The organism is Niastella koreensis GR20-10, assembly GCF_000246855.1.
GTDB lineage: Bacteria > Bacteroidota > Bacteroidia > Chitinophagales > Chitinophagaceae > Niastella > Niastella koreensis.
In genome coordinates this window covers 8,020,655-8,038,454 of sequence record NC_016609.1, presented here as the reverse complement: position 1 = coordinate 8,038,454, position 17,800 = coordinate 8,020,655, and the positions used below count along the sequence as shown (strand labels likewise).

The following is a 17,800-nucleotide window of genomic DNA, read 5'->3' as shown; positions in this document are numbered from 1 at the left end:
ATCCGCAGTGTTACAATCCCGTCAGTGGTTATTCAGTGGAATGTTGACGGTTGGGGTTTGAGAGGATTAGGTTTATAATAAAGACAGGTATAAGGTAGGGACCTTTGTTCAAGTAGTTTGTATAATCAGTCAGATTAAATCCGTATTAAAGGTACTTATATTAAAGTAGCCACCAAATTAATGTGGGAGTTTTTGGCGCAGCAAGCCATAAATCCAGGTGCCGGCAATGGCGCTTAATAAAGTGATAATTATTACGGTAGCACCCGTTCCTATCAATGCATACAAAGGTCCGGGGCATGCACCCGTCATGGCCCAACCGGCGCCAAATAGTAATCCGCCATAGATCTGCCCTTTATTGAATTGCTTGGGATGCAGGTCAATAGGTTCGCCATATATTGTTTTAACCTTGAATTTTTTAATGAACCACACAGAAATGATGCCTGTTACTACAGCGCTGCCAATTACGCCGTACATATGAAAGCTTTGCAGGCGGAACATTTCCTGAATACGGAACCAGGAGATCACTTCGGCTTTAACCAGCAGAATACCAAAAAACAACCCGGCAATTAAATATTTTAACGAGTGCCACCACGAGTGTTCCATACGCGACTCGTTGATGCAGATGGTGTCGAGCGAGCGTACTTCAAAATCGGTATTGGTTTCCTTTACTATTGTTGGTTGTGTTATTACGTTTTTCGTTTCCATTGTGAATACATTACAGGTTTAAGATGGCTGGTAAAATAAGATTGGCTGTAATAAAACCACCGATCATAAAACAACAGGTTGCTACCAGTGATGGCCATTGCAGATTGGAAAGGCCCATGATGGCGTGCCCCGAAGTACAACCTCCGGCATAGCGCGTACCAAAGCCTACCAAGAATCCGCCAAAGACCAGTAAGATAAATCCGCGCAACGTTAATAAGGCTGGCCAGTTAAACAGATCTACAGGAACGATGGAGGCATAATTATGAATATTATATTGCTGCAGTTCGTTCATCAGTTTTGGGTTTACTACAATGGGTTTACCGTTGTTTAACCATTGCGTGGCAATGATGGCGCCCAGCAAAATACCGGTTACAAAAAACAGGTTCCAGGTTTCTTTGCGCCAGTTGTATTTGAAAAAAGGAATATTACCAGGTATAACCGCAGCACAAATATGCCGTAATGACGAAGATACCCCGAATGATTTATTACCCATGATCAACAGCAACGGCACCAACAGCCCTATCAACGGGCCTGCCACGTACCAGGGCCAGGGCTGTTTAATCCATTCCATAAATTGCATGATGACTAATTTTTTGTAAATATGGTGGTTTCATAAAAAAAGCTGTGCGACATAAATCACACAGCTATAAGTTAATGAATTTTTTCGAGGTGTGGTTACAACATCGTGTTTGGGCAAACATAATCTGTTATCGCAAACTTTCCTGATTCTTTAAGGGCTTTAAATCCGCCTTTTATATCAATCAGATTGTTGAACCCGCGCGCTTTTAAGATAGAGATAAAGATCATGCTACGGTAGCCGCCTGCACAATGCACATAGTACGTTTTGTTTTTATCAACCTGTTGCATACTGTCGTTGATATAATCAAGGCTGGCATTAATGGCGCATTTCACATGCTCCGCTTCGTATTCACTTTGCTTACGTACATCCAACACGTTTATATTGGCATCGGCTTCCTGGATAGCTGCTACCTCGGCTGCTGTTATAGAAGTGATGGTATCAATTTCTTTCCCTGCTTTTTTCCAGGCAGCGATACCGCCTTCCAAAAAACCAATGGCATAATCATAACCAACCCGGGCCAGGCGGGTAACCACTTCTTCCTGGCGGCCTTCTTCCGCTACAATTAATATGGTTTGTTTAATATCGGGAATAAGCGCGCCCACCCAAGGTGCGAAATTGCCATCGATGCCAATGTTGATTGAATTGGGAATAAAGCCTTTGCCAAATGTTTGCGGGTCTCTGGTATCGAGAATAATCGCATCGGTTTCATTAGCAGCTGCTTCAAACGCTTCTACGCCTAATGGATGCGTACCTTTTTTCAACACTTCATTGATGCTTTCATAGCCCTGCTTATTCAATTGCACATTCAACGGAAAATATTGTGGCGGGGCTGTTAATCCTTCCGTCACTTCTTTTATAAATTCTTCTTTGGTCATGTCGGCACGCAGCGCGTAGTTCGTTTGTTTCTGATGCCCCAACGTATCAGTAGTTTCTTTACTCATGTTCTTACCACAGGCACTGCCAGCGCCATGTGCAGGGTAAACAATCAGTGTATCAGGCAACGGCATGATCTTACTGCGTAATGAATCGTACAATAAACCTGCCAGGTCTTCCTGGGTAATATGGTTTGCTTTTTGCGCCAGGTCTGGACGGCCTACATCACCAATGAACAACGTATCGCCGCTGAACAAGCCAACTTCTTTCCCCTGGTCATCTTTCAACAGGTAGCAGCTGCTTTCCATAGTATGACCGGGCGTATGTAATACAGTAATAGTAATGTTGCCTATTTTAAATACTTCCCCATCGGTAGCAATATGGGCAGCAAACGAAGGCGTAGCAGTAGGGCCATATACAATAGTAGCACCGGTTTCCTTTGCCAGATCAACGTGACCTGAAACAAAATCAGCATGAAAATGCGTTTCAAAAACATACTTTATAGTGGCGCCATTGCGATTGGCTTTTTGAACATATGGATCTATTTCGCGCAACGGATCAATCACCACTGCTTCACCCTCGCTTTCGATGTAATATGCTCCCTGTGCCAGGCAACCCGTATAAATTTGTTCTATCTTCATAACAATACTGTTTAAATAATCGACGTAATTTCTGAATATTGGTTTTCTTAGAATATGACTTTTATCACAGAGCGTTTTTAGCGTCATTTCTTTAACTAAAGAAGAACAGTTCACGCACCAGTATAAACAGGCCGGTTGCCAACACAAACCACCCAAACCCTTTTTTTAATGCCTGGCCGGGTATTTTATCTGAGTATGCGGTTCCCACAAAAATGCCCGATACCGCAATGCCGGTAAACAACAACAATTGCGACCAGTTTATTGTGTAGTGCGACAATGTGCTGAAAAACCCAAAGAATGAACTGATGGCCATAATGGTGAGGGATGAACCCACCGCCATTTTCATCGGTAATCTGCTGATCAATACCAGTGACGGGATAATCAAAAAACCGCCGCCCGCACCCAGTAAACCGGTAACCGCGCCTACCAGTAACCCCTGGAGCAGCAAGCCGGTTTTTCGTTCTTTGGGAACACCAGGCGCCAGTGGTTTGGCGCCTGATTGTATCATGGAGGCAGCAGCTGCCAGCATTAATAAGGCAAACAACACCATTAAGAAAACACCTTTGTCAACAACAAGTTCACCAATGGTAAATAAATGATCGGGGATCATGGGCAGCACAAACCGCCGTACAACAAATACCGATAACAGCGAGGGCAGTCCGAAGTACAATACTACCTGAAAATCGATGAGTCTTTTATAGTAGGAACGCACGCTGCCCACCAGGCTGCAACTGCCTACCACAAATAACGAATACGTGGTGGCCAGTACCGGGTGTACGTGCAACAGGTACACAAATACCGGTACGGTCAGGATCGATCCACCTCCACCTATTAACCCTAATGATACACCAATTAAAACGGCTGCTAAATAACCGGCTATTTCCATTTAAATAAATAATTCAGTAAAACAACAACTACAGAGCGGTGAAGATGCGGCAAATAAAAAACCCGATAGGTGACGAATATCACACTAAGGAAGATGCTGGTCAAATATGTTTTTGTTGAATAAAGAAGTACGCTTACAAAAACAGCGTTATAGAAAATGTTTTCTAATGAATGAAGTGAATTGTTTAATACCCTTTAAGATATTTCAACTACAATTGAATAATTTCAATAGCGTTCCGGTTGAGCTTTACCTTGCCGAATTGTTCCATTTTTTTAAGCAGGCGTGAAATAACTTCCCGCGATGAATTGAGCTCATTGGCAATTTCCTGGTGATTGAGCGGAATGAGGTTTGTCCCAAGCGTTTCCTGGTGTTTTTTCAGGTAGAATTCCAGGCGCTCGTCCATACCGCGGAACGCAATATGATCGATGGTGCTCAGCAGTTCTTCAAAACGGGAACGATAGGTAGTAATTACAAACTGGCTCCAACTTTTGTATTTTCCCATCCATTCTTCCATATACTCCAGGGGAATGGCAATAATTTCCGTGTCCTTTACCGCTTTTGCCATAATGGCGCTTTTTTTATGTTCTGCCGCACACACCATTGATAAGGCGCATGCCTGACCCGGTTGCAGGTAGTACATAAAAAACTCATTGCCGTCATCGTCTTCCCGGTAAATTTTTACCAGCCCGTTCAGGATCAGCATGGTTGAACGGAAATACTGGCCGGTGCGCATCAGTTGCTCGTCGGTTTTAAAGAACCGGACCTCGCCCTGCTCCTGTATTTCCTGTTGCAAATCTTTTTCAAATGCGGGGAACGCGAGGGGTATTGTGCTTAATTCCATAATGGGAATGTGATGTGTAAAAAAACAAAGTTGATAAATAATATTTAAATAAAGCATCCCTTATTTTTGGGTACAAATAACTCACTTGCTCAAAATTTGCTACCAAACTGAACTTGTTGAAGCCGGCTGCGATGAAGCAGGCCGTGGCTGTTTGGCAGGACCGGTATTTGCCGCAGCGGTTATATTACCGGAAGGTTTTTACCACGAAAAGCTGAACGACAGCAAGCAAGTGACCGAAGAAGACCGGTATGAATTGAGGACCTATATTGAAAAACATGCCATCAGCTACCAGGTAGCCAGTGTGGACCATGAAGAAATTGACCGCATCAATATCCTCAACGCTTCTTTTAAGGCCATGCACCTGGCCATTGAGCAATTAAAGACAAAGGCGAAATTCCTCATCATCGACGGGAACCGGTTCACCAAATACAAGCGCATTCCCCACCAGTGTATTATAAAAGGCGATTCGGAATACGCTTCCATTGCCGCAGCCAGCATTCTGGCCAAAACTTACCGCGACGATTTTATGCGTAACCTGCACACGGACTATCCGCAGTATAAATGGATCACCAATAAAGGGTATGGTACCGCCGAACACCGCAAAGCCATTGTAGAATTTGGCATTACGCCCTATCACCGCAAATCTTTCACGCTAACCAACAACCAGCTTGAGCTGGATATGTAAACTTTACTGATTTTAATCAGTTTTGTGAACAAAATGGCTTCCTGCACCGTTCTGCTTATGACCTTCACGTTTTTGTATATAGCAGTTTTGTACAGTTAACAAGTGATTTAAAGTTGTAATGATATTAATCCCGCCTCCTGTCTTTGGCCGGGAAAGCGGGATTAATTCTATCAGATCATTTCCGGGAAGAAGTTCATCTTTCTTTCTTCCCACTCGCTTCTTATAATAGAGAAATAAATGGTATCGCGGCGCCGGTTGTCATGCATCAGCATATGACTGCGCAAAACGCCTTCGGGTTTCATGCCCACTTTTAACAGGGCAGCTTTGGAGCGTTCGTTCAGGTTATCGGTTTTTATTTCCACCCGTTCCATTTTCATTACTTCAAAAGCAAAAGACAGCAGGGCAAACTTGGCCTCGCGGTTCACACCCGTTCCTATAAACGAAGTCCCCAGCCAGGTGCTGCCTATTTCCAGGCGCTTGTCGTAAAAAGAAATATTTAAATAGCTGGTGCAGCCTACAATTTCATTGGTATGTTTGTCAATAACGGTAAACGGCATTCTAACACCCGCATCTCTTTCACCCAACAATTTTTGTATCCAGGCAGCCAATTCCTGGTCATCGCTGAGATCCTGTGGGAAGTATTTCCAGATCTCTTTGTCTTTGGCAAGGGGCAAAAATGCCTCATAATCGGCAGGCGTCATTAACCGCAATAACACGCGGGGTGTTTCCAGGGTAAAATGATCGGGGAAGAATTTCTGGTATTCGGTACTCATATTTTTAAAGAAAGGCTTATATGGCAATAATAAGACGAAAGCATCAATCTACATCGGCAGTATCCCACTCTCCTGCTCCCTGGCGGATCAATACAGGCTCATCGCCGGTGCAATCTATAACGGTGGAAGGTACCATACCGCCGATGCCGCCGTCGGCCACTACATCAACCAGCTTTTCAAAATTATCATGCATCAGGTCGGGATCGGTGTATTCTTCAACCATGGTTCCTGGTAATGTTGTACTCAAAATCGGGTGGCCCAGCTCTTTTACAATGGTTCGGGCAATCAGGTTATTGGGAATACGCAACCCTATGGTATTCTTTTTGCTTTGCAGGATTTTGGGGACTTCCTTACTGGCTGGTAAAATAAAAGTATACGGACCCGGCAGGTAATGCTTTAATAAGCGATATATGGGGGTGCTGATGCTTTTTGTATACCGGCTCAAATCGCTCAGATCGTAACATACAAACGACAACTGCGCCTTTTGCGGGTCGATATTTTTGATTCGACAAATACGATCGATAGCTTTGTGCTGAAAGATATCACAGCCCAAACCATAGATCGTATCGGTTGGATATATAATTATTCCCCCTTCCGATAAAACTTTCACGATAGTGGAAATGTTACGCGGTTGTGGATTTTCCGGATGAAGATGTAATAACATAACGGCAAATTATACTTTTTAATGAAAGCCTCATAGTAATAACGGCAATTTATGCGCCCCGGTTACACATGTCATTATTTATGTAAATGTTAAAGCCGTTCATGTTTTAAGTACTACTTCGCACGCCGAAAATGAATTTAATATTAAATTTGAGCAAACTAATTTCATGCAATTACAACCTGTTGACCGCGTTGACCACATCAGCGCAGAAGACTTTCAGCAGCGTTACTATCTGCCATTGAAACCAGTTGTTATTACGAAGCTTGCCAAAGACTGGCCTGCCTTGACCAAATGGAACTGGGCTTACTTTAAAGAAGTAGTAGGTAGTAAAAGAGTTGGGCTGTACAACAACATTAAGAGCGACGCGTTCACCCCGATTAACACAGCAGACGATTACAAAACCTTTGGTGAGTACGTCGATATGGTGAGTACCGGGCCGGCCGCCTGGCGGATCTTTCTCTTTAATATCTTTGATCATGCGCCCCAACTAACGGAAGACTTTACCTGGCCGGACCATTTAATGAAGGGATTCGTTAAAAAATACCCCATGCTTTTCGTGGGCGGGGCCACCAGTATTACTCACATGCACTTCGACATAGACATGTCGCACATTCTGCACACCCAGTTTACCGGTCGTAAACGGGTACTGCTGTTCCCTTTTGAAGAGCAACACAAGTTATACCGCAAGCCTTTTGAGGTATTGAGCCTGGCCGACTTCTCAAATTACTACGAGAACGGTCATCCCGACTATACCCAATTCCCCGCATTAAAGCTGGCCAGGGGTTACGAGGTGATCCTGAACCATGGCGATACCCTGTTCATGCCTGCCGGTTACTGGCATCATATGGAATACCTTGACAGTGGTTTTGCTATGAGTTTGAGAGCTTTACAGGCTTCTGTAAGTGGCAAGCTCAGAGGCGTGTGGAACCTGATAGGTATGCGGAATATTGATACGCTGATGAAGAGAACCGCTCCTAAATGGTGGTATGAGTATAAGAAGACCAGCCTGTTAAAGGCCGCCGAAAAGGAATTGGAGGCCTCGGACGTGAGATAAAAACGGGCGTGTTTTTTTAATTGTAATTTGATCCAACTTAAGATTAATAAGCTGGCAGACCAGACATTAAAAAATTTTAAGAAAAATATTGATTTTATAGAAAACAGTCTTTATTTTTACCGGGCTATGTGCGGAACTAATCTTCTCACCGGCAACTCACACAACGTACTAATCCAATCTCCCTATTTCCAACCATCCAATTTCTGTTCCAATTTCCATTTATTTTTAAAGTGTTTTTAAGTACGGATATTAACCTATTCGTTCCATATATTGTCCGCCACCCTTTTTAATTATCTCTGTTTACCTGACCACGTGCTGCTGACCATTTGTGTTTCAAGAAACTGCAAGAAAAAGATTGTACCGGTAACTGAAACTAACTGCTCTTACTCCTGTATAGGCAGCCAGCTTTAATTTACTAAACCGTAGAAGGGGGTTAATCCCTGTCATGCAACTGGCAAGTATGCCTGCATGTACCGATGTATCGCCTTCTCTTGAATATACCGTTCTGTCCATCATCCATTGAACCCCAGCTCCATTAACATTATTATTGTATTACAACATATTGCTTAACTTCTTTCTTTTTGTGGTTTCAGAGGTAAGCACAGGCCGGCGATATCCATCGCTGGCTCCTTTTTTTATATACCTAACAGCCATCATTGATCGGGGTTAGAAATGAAAAACCCTCCCGATGGATCGGGAGGGCTTAAAAAGATATGCGTATCTGTTATAATTGCGGAATGTGCGCTTTTGACGCTTAGGCAATAGTCCAGATTTCTTTACCCCGTAATAATTTATCGAGGTTGGCAGGTCCTTTGGCCATTACTTCTTCCAGTTGCATTTGCATTACATCTTCATAACAGGGGCGGTCTGTTTCATAAAACACGCCAAACGGACGAGGCAGGTGTCCTTCAATCCGTGGATCGTCGAACATGCGAACCAGGATCTGCGCTTTATAAAAATCCCGTTCATCATGTACCCACAGGTCATCGGCAGAAACGCCTTCGTTCAGGTTAACGATCACCGGTTTAAAGCCATCCAGCTTAATCCCTTTGTTACATTGAGCGCCAAAAATGAGTGGCTTGCCCTGTTCCAGGAACAGCGTGTTATCGAGTTTGGTCGATTTCTCGGTGAACTGCTCAAAAGCCCCATCATTAAAGATGTTACAGTTTTGATAGATCTCGAGGAAAGAGGAGCCTTTATGCTTGTGGCTTCTTATCAGCAACTCCTGCAGGTGTTTGGGATCACGGTCCATAGAGCGCGCAATAAACGTAGCATCGGCGCCCATAGCCAGCGCAAGCGGGTTAAACGGATGATCGATACTGCCGTAGGGCGTTGATTTAGTTACCTTCTGCTGTTCTGAAGTAGGTGAATACTGGCCTTTTGTTAACCCGTAGATCTGGTTATTGAACAGCATCACATTCACATCAAAATTACGGCGCAGCAAGTGAATGGTGTGGTTACCACCAATACTCAGGCCATCCCCGTCACCGGTAACAATCCAAACACTTAATTCAGGTCTGGCAGCTTTCAGTCCGCTGGCAATGGCGGTTGCCCGGCCATGGATTGAGTGCATACCATAGGTGTTCATATAATACGGGAAGCGGCTGCTACAGCCGATACCAGAAATAATAACAATGTTTTCTTTTGGAAGTCCCAGGCCCGGCATGATCTTCTGCACTTGTGCCAAAATGGAGTAGTCTCCACATCCAGGGCACCACCGTACTTCCTGGTCGGTGGCAAAATCTTTTGGCGTTAGAGCGGGTAGTGTAGTTTCACTCATAGATATATAATTACTACAAAATTATTGGAATTACGTGACAATGAACACGCCTTATTCATTCCTCAAATTGTTAATATATAAACGGTAGCGGCAAATGTGCCTGAAATGCTACATTCAGCTACAAAACTCCTTATCATGCAAAGACTTATGATGTGCGTTTGGCTGCTCTTTTCCCTCCAGTTACCGGCTCAAAACAAACAACCTGTTCAGGTTACAGATATGCTCAAAATACGATCCATTGCCGATGTTACCCTTTCAGCCGATGGCAGTAAAGCCGCCTTTACTGTAACAACCATTGAAAATGACAGCGACAGCAAGCTGGATTATAAATACGTCAACCAGCTGTGGATGGTTTCCTTCGGCAGCAATGCAATACCCCGGCAGTTAACAACCAAAGAAGGCGCTACCCAACCTGCCTGGAGCCCCGATGGTAAACAGCTGGCCTTTGTGAGAACGGTTGACAACAAGCCACAGATCTTTTTGCTTTCCCTCGACGGTGGCGAGGCCATTCAATTAACAAAATTCCGGTACGGCGCCAGTACACCCAAATGGCGCCCCGATGGCCAGCAAATTCTTTTCACGGCCAGTATTCCCCTTACAGAGCTTATAAAAGATTCCATCCTGAACGCCGGTAATGCCCTGCCCTATTGGTCGTTGGAAAAACCAGGCTTTACGCATAATGAACAATTAAAAGCAACACACGCCAGGCCTGATCCTGATGGCACCCTGGAAGAAGTAAGGGCATACCTCGATAACAACGTTACCGATAAAAAGGCCCGGGTTATGAATAAACTCAATTTCCAGGACGAACGGAACGTCAACGGCGATCTGAGTTTTAATCAGTATTTCGTTACCGGCATAAAACCGGGCGATGTTCCGGTTGCAGTAACGCATGGCTTTTATTCGTTTTCAAAAGTTGATTTTACGCCGGACGGGAAACAGCTGATTCTTTCGGGCGATGTTGATTCGCTGCAACACCCCAACCGCTCGCAGGAGAATGAGATCTTTATGGCAAATAATGACGGCAGTCAGTTGCATAAATTATTAGGCGAAGCAGGTAAACAGTTCACCAACCCAGCCCTCTCCCCTTCCGGTAAATGGCTGGCCTTTCAGTTTTCAGGAATAAACCTGGTTACAGTACCACAGCTCGCCATTATGCCTGTTAATGGTACTGCAAAAGATATGATCTTACTGCCCTTCGATCGCTCAAAGGAAAACCTGTTGTGGAGCGCCGATGAAAAATACCTGTACTTCACAGCACCCAGTAATGGCGGCTTTCCTTTGTATAAGGTAGATGTAATCACCAAAAAGGTTGAACAACTAACCGATTACAACAGCGGCGTAACCAGTTTTGATGTAGTGAATAACACGCTGGTGTTTGTAAAAACCGAAACGGCCAATCCTTTTGAGTTATACCTGGCAGATGGCAATGGTGAGCATGTACAACGCATCGGTGATTTCAATGAATCCTGGGTGCAGAACAAACAACTCTCTATGCCTGAAAAGAAAACCTTTACTAATAATAAGGGAATGACCATCGAGTACTGGGTAATGAAACCGGTTAATTATGAGCCGGGGAAAAAATACCCCTTATTGCTGGAGATCCATGGCGGCCCAACTGCCATGTGGGGACCAGGTGAAAACACGATGTGGCACGAATACCAGTTCTTTTGTAGCAAAGGTTATGGAGTAGTGTATTGTAATCCGCGTGGCAGTGGTGGGTATGGTGAAAGCTTTTTGCGGGCCAATATCAACGATTGGGGTAAGGGCCCCAGCAGCGATGTATTAACGGCTTTGGATAAAACCATTGCCGAAGGCTGGGCCGATACTTCCAAACTGCTTGTCACCGGCGGCTCTTATGCCGGTTATCTTGTAGCCTGGATCATTAGCCACGACCATCGTTTTAAAGCGGCCTGTTCGCAACGCGGCGTGTATGACCTCAGTACATTCTTTGGCGAGGGGAATGCCTGGCGGCTGGTACCCAACTATTTTGGCGGTTATCCCTGGGAAGCTTCGGCTAAAGCAAATCTTGTTCGTGAATCACCTATTACCTATGTACAGAATATAACTACGCCATACATCATCTTTCATGGCGATAATGACCGGCGTACGGGTTTTGTTGAAAGTGAAATGTTGTACCGGAGTCTGAAAGTGCTGGGCCGCCCGGTTGAATATGTGCGGCATCCCAATGCCACGCATGAAATAACCCGCAGTGGCGATAACCGGCAACGCATCGATCAGATGTTACGCACCTGGGAATTTTTTGAACGGTGGATTAATTAAAAAGAAGTTCCTCTAACCTCCCCCTAATGGGGGAGGCAAGGAGGGCGGCCTGCAATTTTTACTTCAATTTAATCGCAATCCCAATCTCACCTACACGGTTATAATTATCACGATAGGTGATCGGGTTGTTATCTTTCGAGATATCGGCAATGCCGGCATTGTACCGGGCGTAAAAGCCTAACATTTTTGTAACCTGTATACCCATGCCTAATGCAATAGCCGCATCCACCTTTCTAAAATACTGATCCACTTCCGATCGCTTATCATCGTTCTTGGCATTTGCCGACAATAAGAAACCTATTTGCGGACCAAACTCCATGTAGAATTGTTTTACCGGATGAAACTGGAACATAAATGGGATCTGAACATAGTTAAGCGCCAGTGTAGTGGTGCCCGTAGGCACTAACAAGTATCGCTGACCCTGGCCTGAATACATGATCTCTGGTTGTATGCTCCACTGGTGATTAATGCGGCCATGTAAAAACAAACCTATGTGACCACTTAACCGGTTATCGCCATTAAAGCCGCTGATGTCTGCAATATTAAGACCGCCTTTTATCCCCGGCGTCCATTTTTGTGCCTGAGAATGGTACGCAAGCAGGCAAAACAAAGCGAGGGGCAAAACATACTTTTTCATGTTTGAAGGTGTTTATTGCCCTCTCAATTTCCAAAGCCTGTGCCAGTTTAAGAAATTAATTCATGGAAAGCGTTTGCACAGCGCCAATATTAACTGTATTCAGTTGTTGCTGTTGCTTTAACACATAATCACTAAAACGTGTCATTACAGAATCGGGTAATGGGATCGATGGCGGGAAAGTTTGTTGTAACGGATTTACCTGCTTTCCGTTCTTCCAGAAGCGATAACATACGTGCGGGCCCGTTGCCAAACCGGTGCTGCCTACATAGCCAATAACCTGGCCCTGACGCACACTTTGTCCGGCACGCACTGCCTGCCTTATCATATGCAGATACTGAGTGGTATAGGTATCGTCGTGTTTTATTTTTACGAAATTACCGTTGTTATTGTTGTACTCAGCTTCTATTACTACCCCATCGCCGGTGGAGATGATGGGTGTTCCTTCCGGTGCTGCGTAATCAGTGCCCAGGTGCGTTTTCCATCTTTTTTGAACCGGGTGAAAACGCCTTAACGAATAACCAGAAGTGATATGACTGAATTTAAGCGGCGCCTTTAAAAATAAAGTACGCAAGCTTTTTCCTTTCTCGTCATAGTAATCACCGGCATCTGTTGAATCGGGTTTATAATAGAAGGCATAAAACTTTTCGCCATTGTGGGAGAACACGGCCGACTGAATAGCGCCGGTTTCAACAGGTTCGTCTTTTATATAACGCTGCTCATACAATACTTTAAAATAATCCCCGTCGTGAATAGAATAAAAATCTACTGTATAGGCGTACAGGTCGGCCAGTTTCATTGCCAGGGCAGGATCGGTGCCTGATTTCTGAAAGGTTTCATACAGCGAGCCGTTGATGATGCCCGATGCAGTTTCCAACCGGGCAGTAACCTGCCGTTTACCCGTTACTACTTTTACCGAATCAGTAAGATCGTACATCACATAATCGATGGCGTTAGGCTGATAAACAAAATAGCAAACTTTATGTAAAGTATCTTTTGTTGAAAACACCGTGTATTGTGAACCGGCTTTCATCTTACGTACATCGTATACGTACTTGCTTTTTGATTGCAGGTTTTTGATGGTGTTGCTATCAACGTTATACAATTCCAGGATGGAAGTGAGGTATTCGTTTTTCTGAATAATGCTTTCAGAAACATTAAATGAATCGAGGGCCAGGCCAAAGCGGCGTGGAACTACAATTACGGTTGAATCTTTTTTTGCTACCTGGGGAGCCTTTTCGCCGGGTAAAGAAAGGTTGAGACTGCTTAATACAATTACCGCCACAATTAATACGGCCATAAGAGTAAAAGCAATACCCCAATCTCTGTGTGTAAACATATATGTTTATTTGCCGGTTTTCCAGGCGGCGATGTTTAGCGCAAAAACAGTGCCCGGCCATGATGAAACGTATGACTTTTTTGTTTCATCTTAAAGTCAGGCAGTTATGAACACTAATTAAGTATGATATATGCCTGGATGGTAAAAATACGGTCCTCTATTCTGAACGCCCGGTTGTAATAACGGGATTTCGTTCCTTTTGATTAGAGATTAATGGTGATTTAGAAATGAATTAACACAGGAACTAACCAATTACGTCGCGGCTAAATGGTAACAGGGAAAGTTCCATCAATTTCAAATGTTGTTTCGCAAAAGGAATACCAATAATAGTGATAGCAAAAATGGCAGCAAAAACCAGGTGAACCAATGCCGTGTATAACCCACCGCACAACAACCAGATAATGTTAAACAAAAGCGATAAACAACCTGCGCCGCCCTGTTTGGGAACAATTTGTTTCCCAAAGGGCCATAACACCACAGCAGCCAGTTTAAAACATTGAATGCCCCAGGGAATACCGATTACTGTAATGCATAATGCAAAACCGCCTATGACATAACCCAATGCAGCGATCAGTCCGCCAAAAACCAGCCATATAATGTTACCTAATAAATTCATGAGGATGCAGGTATTATATGTTTTTCTTTATATAAAAAGCGATAGGCAAGTACAGCGCTTACTAACATCAACAAAGCCCCCAGGAAAAATGATGACCCCGGAAAATGGAAGGGCGCCGATTCTCCTGTAAAATAATTAAAAAGATTGTTCATTATTAACGGACCGAAAAAAGAAGTAACACTTTGCAGGCCGCCCAGTATGCCCTGTAACTCGCCCTGTGCATTGGCCGGCACATGACCGGCAATGGTAGATTGCAATGCCGGCCCGGCTATTCCACCTAAACAATAAGGCACTAAAAAGGCAAACATCATCCAGCTTTGGGTAGCAAATGCAAACAGGAACATGCCCAGTGAATACAATAATAATCCGATATAAATGCTACGCTCGTTGCCTAATACCGGATTCAGTTTACGCATTACAACCGTTTGTACCAATGCTACCAGTACCCCAACAAGGGCTAATGAATAACCGATTGTGGTGGCGCTCCACTGAAAGCGATACGCAGTAAAATAGCTCCAGTTACTTTGTACAGCGTGGGCCGCTAAATATACTGTTGTAAGGGAGATCACCAATCCACCGATAGCAGGATATTTTTTCAATTGCATCAGGGAGCCAAAGGGGTTGGCGCGGCGCCAGTCAAATGCACGCCGGTGTTCTTTATCGAGCGACTCAGGTAAAATAAAATAGCCATATAACCAGTTCAGCAAACATAAAATAGCTGCGGCATAAAAGGGCGCTCGGACGCCCAGTTTACTCAACGGTCCGCCAATGGCGGGGCCAATAATAAAACCCAGTCCAAAGGCTGCGCCTACCATACCGAAATTCTTTGCCCGGTTTTCGTTGGTACTGATGTCTGCTATATAGGCGTAGGCGGTACTAAAACTTGCACCAGTGATGCCGGACACTACCCGGCCCAGGAATAACCAGCCATAGTTGGGCGCCATGGCCATAAATAAATAATCGATGCCAAAACCAAATAATGAAAACAACAACACAGGCCGGCGACCGTATTTATCACTGATGCTGCCAAGGATAGGCCCGCAAATAAATTGCATCAACGCATACACACCTATCAGCCAACTGCCATATTTACTTGCTTCGTTTACAGATACATGTTTTAATCCGGAGATTAATTTCGGCATTACCGGTATTATTAATCCCCAACCAATAACATCAATAAGTACTGTAATAAAAATGAATTGTATAGCAGCAGACCGAACAGGTTTCATACTTAAAGAATTGCTGCAAAGTAACAGGCTTTTTTCAGTATGCTGCTAAATATTTTGCACGTGAGTAAATAGCTGCTATAAGACCTGCTAAACATATTAAAGTAATTGCGGTAATATGCCTGTAGTGTATATAATTTGTGCTATGTAATGTTCGATAAACAAGTAAAAAGCCGCATTACAGGAAAACATGTATAGTGTTAACTTGATTTACGCTAAGAATTTCGCAAGAAGATATCCTCAATTGTCTTTTTAACGTTTTTAGTTCGTTAATTTGTGCGCTTTTTTTATACGAAGTCTTTGGTTAAGGCTCTGAAATATTTAATCCGTACACTCATTATCACTTATTCAATGGTGCGTGCCCTGTGGAACAATTTAAAGGTTAATTAAAATTCCTTTGTATGAAAAGCCTGATTCATTACACTCACCCCGTACCATCTGCTCAAACTGTAGCAACTGAACCGGTTCCTCTTCATCGGCTGATTGATCAAATAATGGTAGGCCTTTTACCGCTTGTTACTGGTAAAAAGAGTTTTGTGATTAACGATGTTGATCACACATTCCAACTTCAGGCTGATGAAAATTTGCTGGCTTATGTGCTGGGCAACCTGTTAAGCGGTGCAATCAATGGTACTGAAAATGTATGTATCAGGGTTGAAGCAGTTTGTAATAAGGAAGGGGTGCAGATCCGTGTTCGTAATAACGGCACTTATTTCTACAGTACTGTTTCAAACGGTTTTTCGCACGTGGTGGAGGCTGCCCGGCAACTAGGCGGCAATATCAGCATCTACAACCAGCACAAGGAAGGTACCACGCTTACTTTTTCAATGGCGTCACCGGTACAAACCGTTTGCTGATAAAAAATATTGTAACCCCTACACCCTACGAAACAAGCAGCTACCACTGTTATAATAAAAAACCCCTGACGGTACCGTCAGGGGTTAATATTTTAACCTAACAGGATTAATAACGGTTGTTATAGCTGTTGTTGTTACGGCTAAATGAGCGTCTTTCTCCACCGCCGCCATTTCCACCATTTCCGCCATTGCTGCTGCGCTCTTCACGGGGACGAGCTTCTGCAACTTTGATCTCTCTGCCTTCTACGCGACCACCATCCAATTCAGTGATTGCCTTTTTGGCAGCTTCATCATTTGGCATTTCAACAAATCCAAATCCACGGCTTTTGCCTGTGAATTTATCAGTGATTACACGGGCAGAAGAAACTTCACCATATTCAGCAAAGAAGCCTTCCAAATCATCATCTGTTACGTTGAAACTTAAATTAGAAACATAAATGTTCATACTACTAACTAAAATTGGTTAAAAATTATTAATGGATCTGAGGTAAAGCAGGGAGTAAAGGAAGACTAACAACTATTAGCAGATTTGCGTAGCGAGATATATCGTTCACTTACCGAATGCTATTATCACTCAAAACTACTGCAAAGATACTTTATTCACGTTGAATAACAATCATTCCGCTCGTTGTCGGCAAGTTAATTTATTTTAATGCGCGTTAACCTAAAGGTAATGACGTCTATAAGAAAAAAGCATTAAATTAAAAATGACCATTCGCACGGCAATTAACAATTACCGTGATAAAAAGTTCACCGGTCATCACAATAATCCCACAACGGGAAACTAAGTTTCTTGTCTTGTGGTATGAATCCTGTATCTTGTAACACAAGTTTTTAACCCATTTCAAGAGCTAAAACACAGCCTGCTATGTTTTTTAAAAAGAAAGTTACGGTTGCCGGTACTTTGATTGCTTTGGTAGTATTAGGTATTGCTGCCAGCGCTCCGGCCGATCCCATCTTCAAAAATTTAAAGGTGCTGCCCAAAAACACCACGCACGAACAGCTGGACAGTGTAATGCATATGTTCAACAGTTCATTGGGTGTAAAATGTGGTTTTTGCCATGCCGCGCAAAAGGACAATCCGAAAAAACTCGATTTTGCCAGCGATGAAAAGGGTGAAAAAGGTGCTGCCCGTGAAATGATGAAGATGACAGTACGCATTAACAAAAAGTTCTTCCATTATAAAAAGGACGGCGAGCATCCTGTTCCGCCATTAGGTTGTTTCAGCTGTCACCATGGCAACCCACACCCTGAGCCAAACGCACCCAAGGAAGAAAAAAAGATGCCGCCTCCGCCGCCGCCTGCCCAGCAGCCTCAACCGGCTACGCCACCGGCCCAGTAATTCAGCGATCTTAATTCCACA

At 43.8% G+C, this 17,800-nt stretch carries 18 protein-coding genes; 5 read left to right on the top strand and 13 right to left on the bottom strand.

Translation table 11 applies throughout. The features are described 5' to 3' along the window. Window positions 1-177: 177 nt before the first annotated feature. From NIAKO_RS32095 to NIAKO_RS32075, 5 genes are all read right to left on the bottom strand, one after another. A complete protein-coding gene (locus tag NIAKO_RS32095) occupies window positions 178-705 on the bottom strand; it encodes a DUF6691 family protein (protein WP_014222657.1) in 528 nt (175 codons plus the stop codon). A gap of 10 nt (window positions 706-715) precedes the next feature. Further along, window positions 716-1,285, bottom strand: a complete 570-nt coding sequence (locus NIAKO_RS32090) for a YeeE/YedE family protein (protein WP_014222656.1) — start codon at window positions 1,283-1,285, stop codon at window positions 716-718. Window positions 1,286-1,380: 95 nt separating this feature from the next. Then, the gene (locus tag NIAKO_RS32085) at window positions 1,381-2,799 is read right to left on the bottom strand and encodes an MBL fold metallo-hydrolase (RefSeq protein ID WP_014222655.1); all 1,419 of its coding nucleotides are present in this window, start codon (window positions 2,797-2,799) and stop codon (window positions 1,381-1,383) included. 91 nt (window positions 2,800-2,890) lie between these two features. Continuing rightward, window positions 2,891-3,685 (bottom strand): sulfite exporter TauE/SafE family protein, encoded by a 795-nt coding sequence (locus NIAKO_RS32080; RefSeq protein ID WP_014222654.1) that lies wholly within the window; start codon window positions 3,683-3,685, stop codon window positions 2,891-2,893. Between the two features lie 208 nt (window positions 3,686-3,893). Then, window positions 3,894-4,526, bottom strand: coding sequence for a Crp/Fnr family transcriptional regulator (locus tag NIAKO_RS32075; protein ID WP_041347554.1), 633 nt, complete (start codon window positions 4,524-4,526; stop codon window positions 3,894-3,896). A gap of 85 nt (window positions 4,527-4,611) precedes the next feature. On the opposite strand from NIAKO_RS32075, the gene NIAKO_RS32070 reads away from it, so the two are divergent. After that, window positions 4,612-5,211, top strand: coding sequence for a ribonuclease HII (locus NIAKO_RS32070; protein WP_014222652.1), 600 nt, complete (start codon window positions 4,612-4,614; stop codon window positions 5,209-5,211). A 170-nt stretch (window positions 5,212-5,381) separates the two neighbouring features. On the opposite strand, the gene NIAKO_RS32065 is transcribed toward NIAKO_RS32070, so the two are convergent. Both NIAKO_RS32065 and NIAKO_RS32060 read right to left on the bottom strand, forming a co-directional pair. Further along, on the bottom strand, window positions 5,382-5,984 hold the full coding sequence (locus NIAKO_RS32065; RefSeq protein ID WP_014222651.1) for a GNAT family N-acetyltransferase: 603 nt from the start codon (window positions 5,982-5,984) through the stop codon (window positions 5,382-5,384). Between the two features lie 43 nt (window positions 5,985-6,027). Next, the gene (locus NIAKO_RS32060) at window positions 6,028-6,648 is read right to left on the bottom strand and encodes an L-threonylcarbamoyladenylate synthase (protein WP_014222650.1); all 621 of its coding nucleotides are present in this window, start codon (window positions 6,646-6,648) and stop codon (window positions 6,028-6,030) included. A gap of 166 nt (window positions 6,649-6,814) precedes the next feature. Between NIAKO_RS32060 and NIAKO_RS32055 the strand changes: the two genes are divergently transcribed. After that, window positions 6,815-7,702 (top strand): cupin-like domain-containing protein, encoded by an 888-nt coding sequence (locus NIAKO_RS32055; protein WP_014222649.1) that lies wholly within the window; start codon window positions 6,815-6,817, stop codon window positions 7,700-7,702. Between the two features lie 754 nt (window positions 7,703-8,456). Here NIAKO_RS32055 and NIAKO_RS32050 read toward each other — a convergent pair. Further along, window positions 8,457-9,482, bottom strand: a complete 1,026-nt coding sequence (locus NIAKO_RS32050; protein WP_014222648.1) for a 2-oxoacid:ferredoxin oxidoreductase subunit beta — start codon at window positions 9,480-9,482, stop codon at window positions 8,457-8,459. Between the two features lie 135 nt (window positions 9,483-9,617). Between NIAKO_RS32050 and NIAKO_RS32045 the strand changes: the two genes are divergently transcribed. After that, window positions 9,618-11,765: a S9 family peptidase gene (locus NIAKO_RS32045; protein WP_014222647.1), complete on the top strand. Its 2,148-nt coding sequence runs from the start codon at window positions 9,618-9,620 to the stop codon at window positions 11,763-11,765. A gap of 58 nt (window positions 11,766-11,823) precedes the next feature. Here NIAKO_RS32045 and NIAKO_RS37405 read toward each other — a convergent pair whose 3' ends face one another. The 4 genes from NIAKO_RS37405 to NIAKO_RS32025 form a co-directional block, all read right to left on the bottom strand. Then, window positions 11,824-12,402 carry a porin family protein gene (locus NIAKO_RS37405; RefSeq protein WP_014222646.1) on the bottom strand — a complete coding sequence of 193 codons (579 nt, stop codon included), beginning with the start codon at window positions 12,400-12,402 and terminating at the stop codon, window positions 11,824-11,826. A 55-nt stretch (window positions 12,403-12,457) separates the two neighbouring features. Next, entirely contained in the window at window positions 12,458-13,738 is a 1,281-nt protein-coding gene (locus tag NIAKO_RS32035) for a M23 family metallopeptidase (protein WP_014222645.1), read from the bottom strand. Between the two features lie 244 nt (window positions 13,739-13,982). Continuing rightward, window positions 13,983-14,354 (bottom strand): YccF domain-containing protein, encoded by a 372-nt coding sequence (locus NIAKO_RS32030; RefSeq protein WP_014222644.1) that lies wholly within the window; start codon window positions 14,352-14,354, stop codon window positions 13,983-13,985. Next, window positions 14,351-15,583 carry a TCR/Tet family MFS transporter gene (locus NIAKO_RS32025; RefSeq protein WP_014222643.1) on the bottom strand — a complete coding sequence of 411 codons (1,233 nt, stop codon included), beginning with the start codon at window positions 15,581-15,583 and terminating at the stop codon, window positions 14,351-14,353. The genes NIAKO_RS32030 and NIAKO_RS32025 overlap by 4 nt, the downstream gene beginning before the upstream one ends. Window positions 15,584-15,981: 398 nt before the next feature. On the opposite strand from NIAKO_RS32025, the gene NIAKO_RS32020 reads away from it, so the two are divergent. Continuing rightward, window positions 15,982-16,437 carry a sensor histidine kinase gene (locus NIAKO_RS32020; RefSeq protein ID WP_014222642.1) on the top strand — a complete coding sequence of 152 codons (456 nt, stop codon included), beginning with the start codon at window positions 15,982-15,984 and terminating at the stop codon, window positions 16,435-16,437. A 106-nt stretch (window positions 16,438-16,543) separates the two neighbouring features. Here the strand turns inward: NIAKO_RS32020 and NIAKO_RS32015 are convergent, their stop codons facing one another. Then, window positions 16,544-16,882 carry an RNA recognition motif domain-containing protein gene (locus tag NIAKO_RS32015; RefSeq protein ID WP_014222641.1) on the bottom strand — a complete coding sequence of 113 codons (339 nt, stop codon included), beginning with the start codon at window positions 16,880-16,882 and terminating at the stop codon, window positions 16,544-16,546. A gap of 423 nt (window positions 16,883-17,305) precedes the next feature. On the opposite strand from NIAKO_RS32015, the gene NIAKO_RS37400 reads away from it, so the two are divergent. Next, window positions 17,306-17,779, top strand: coding sequence for a c-type cytochrome (locus tag NIAKO_RS37400; RefSeq protein WP_014222640.1), 474 nt, complete (start codon window positions 17,306-17,308; stop codon window positions 17,777-17,779). Window positions 17,780-17,800 lie beyond the last annotated feature (21 nt).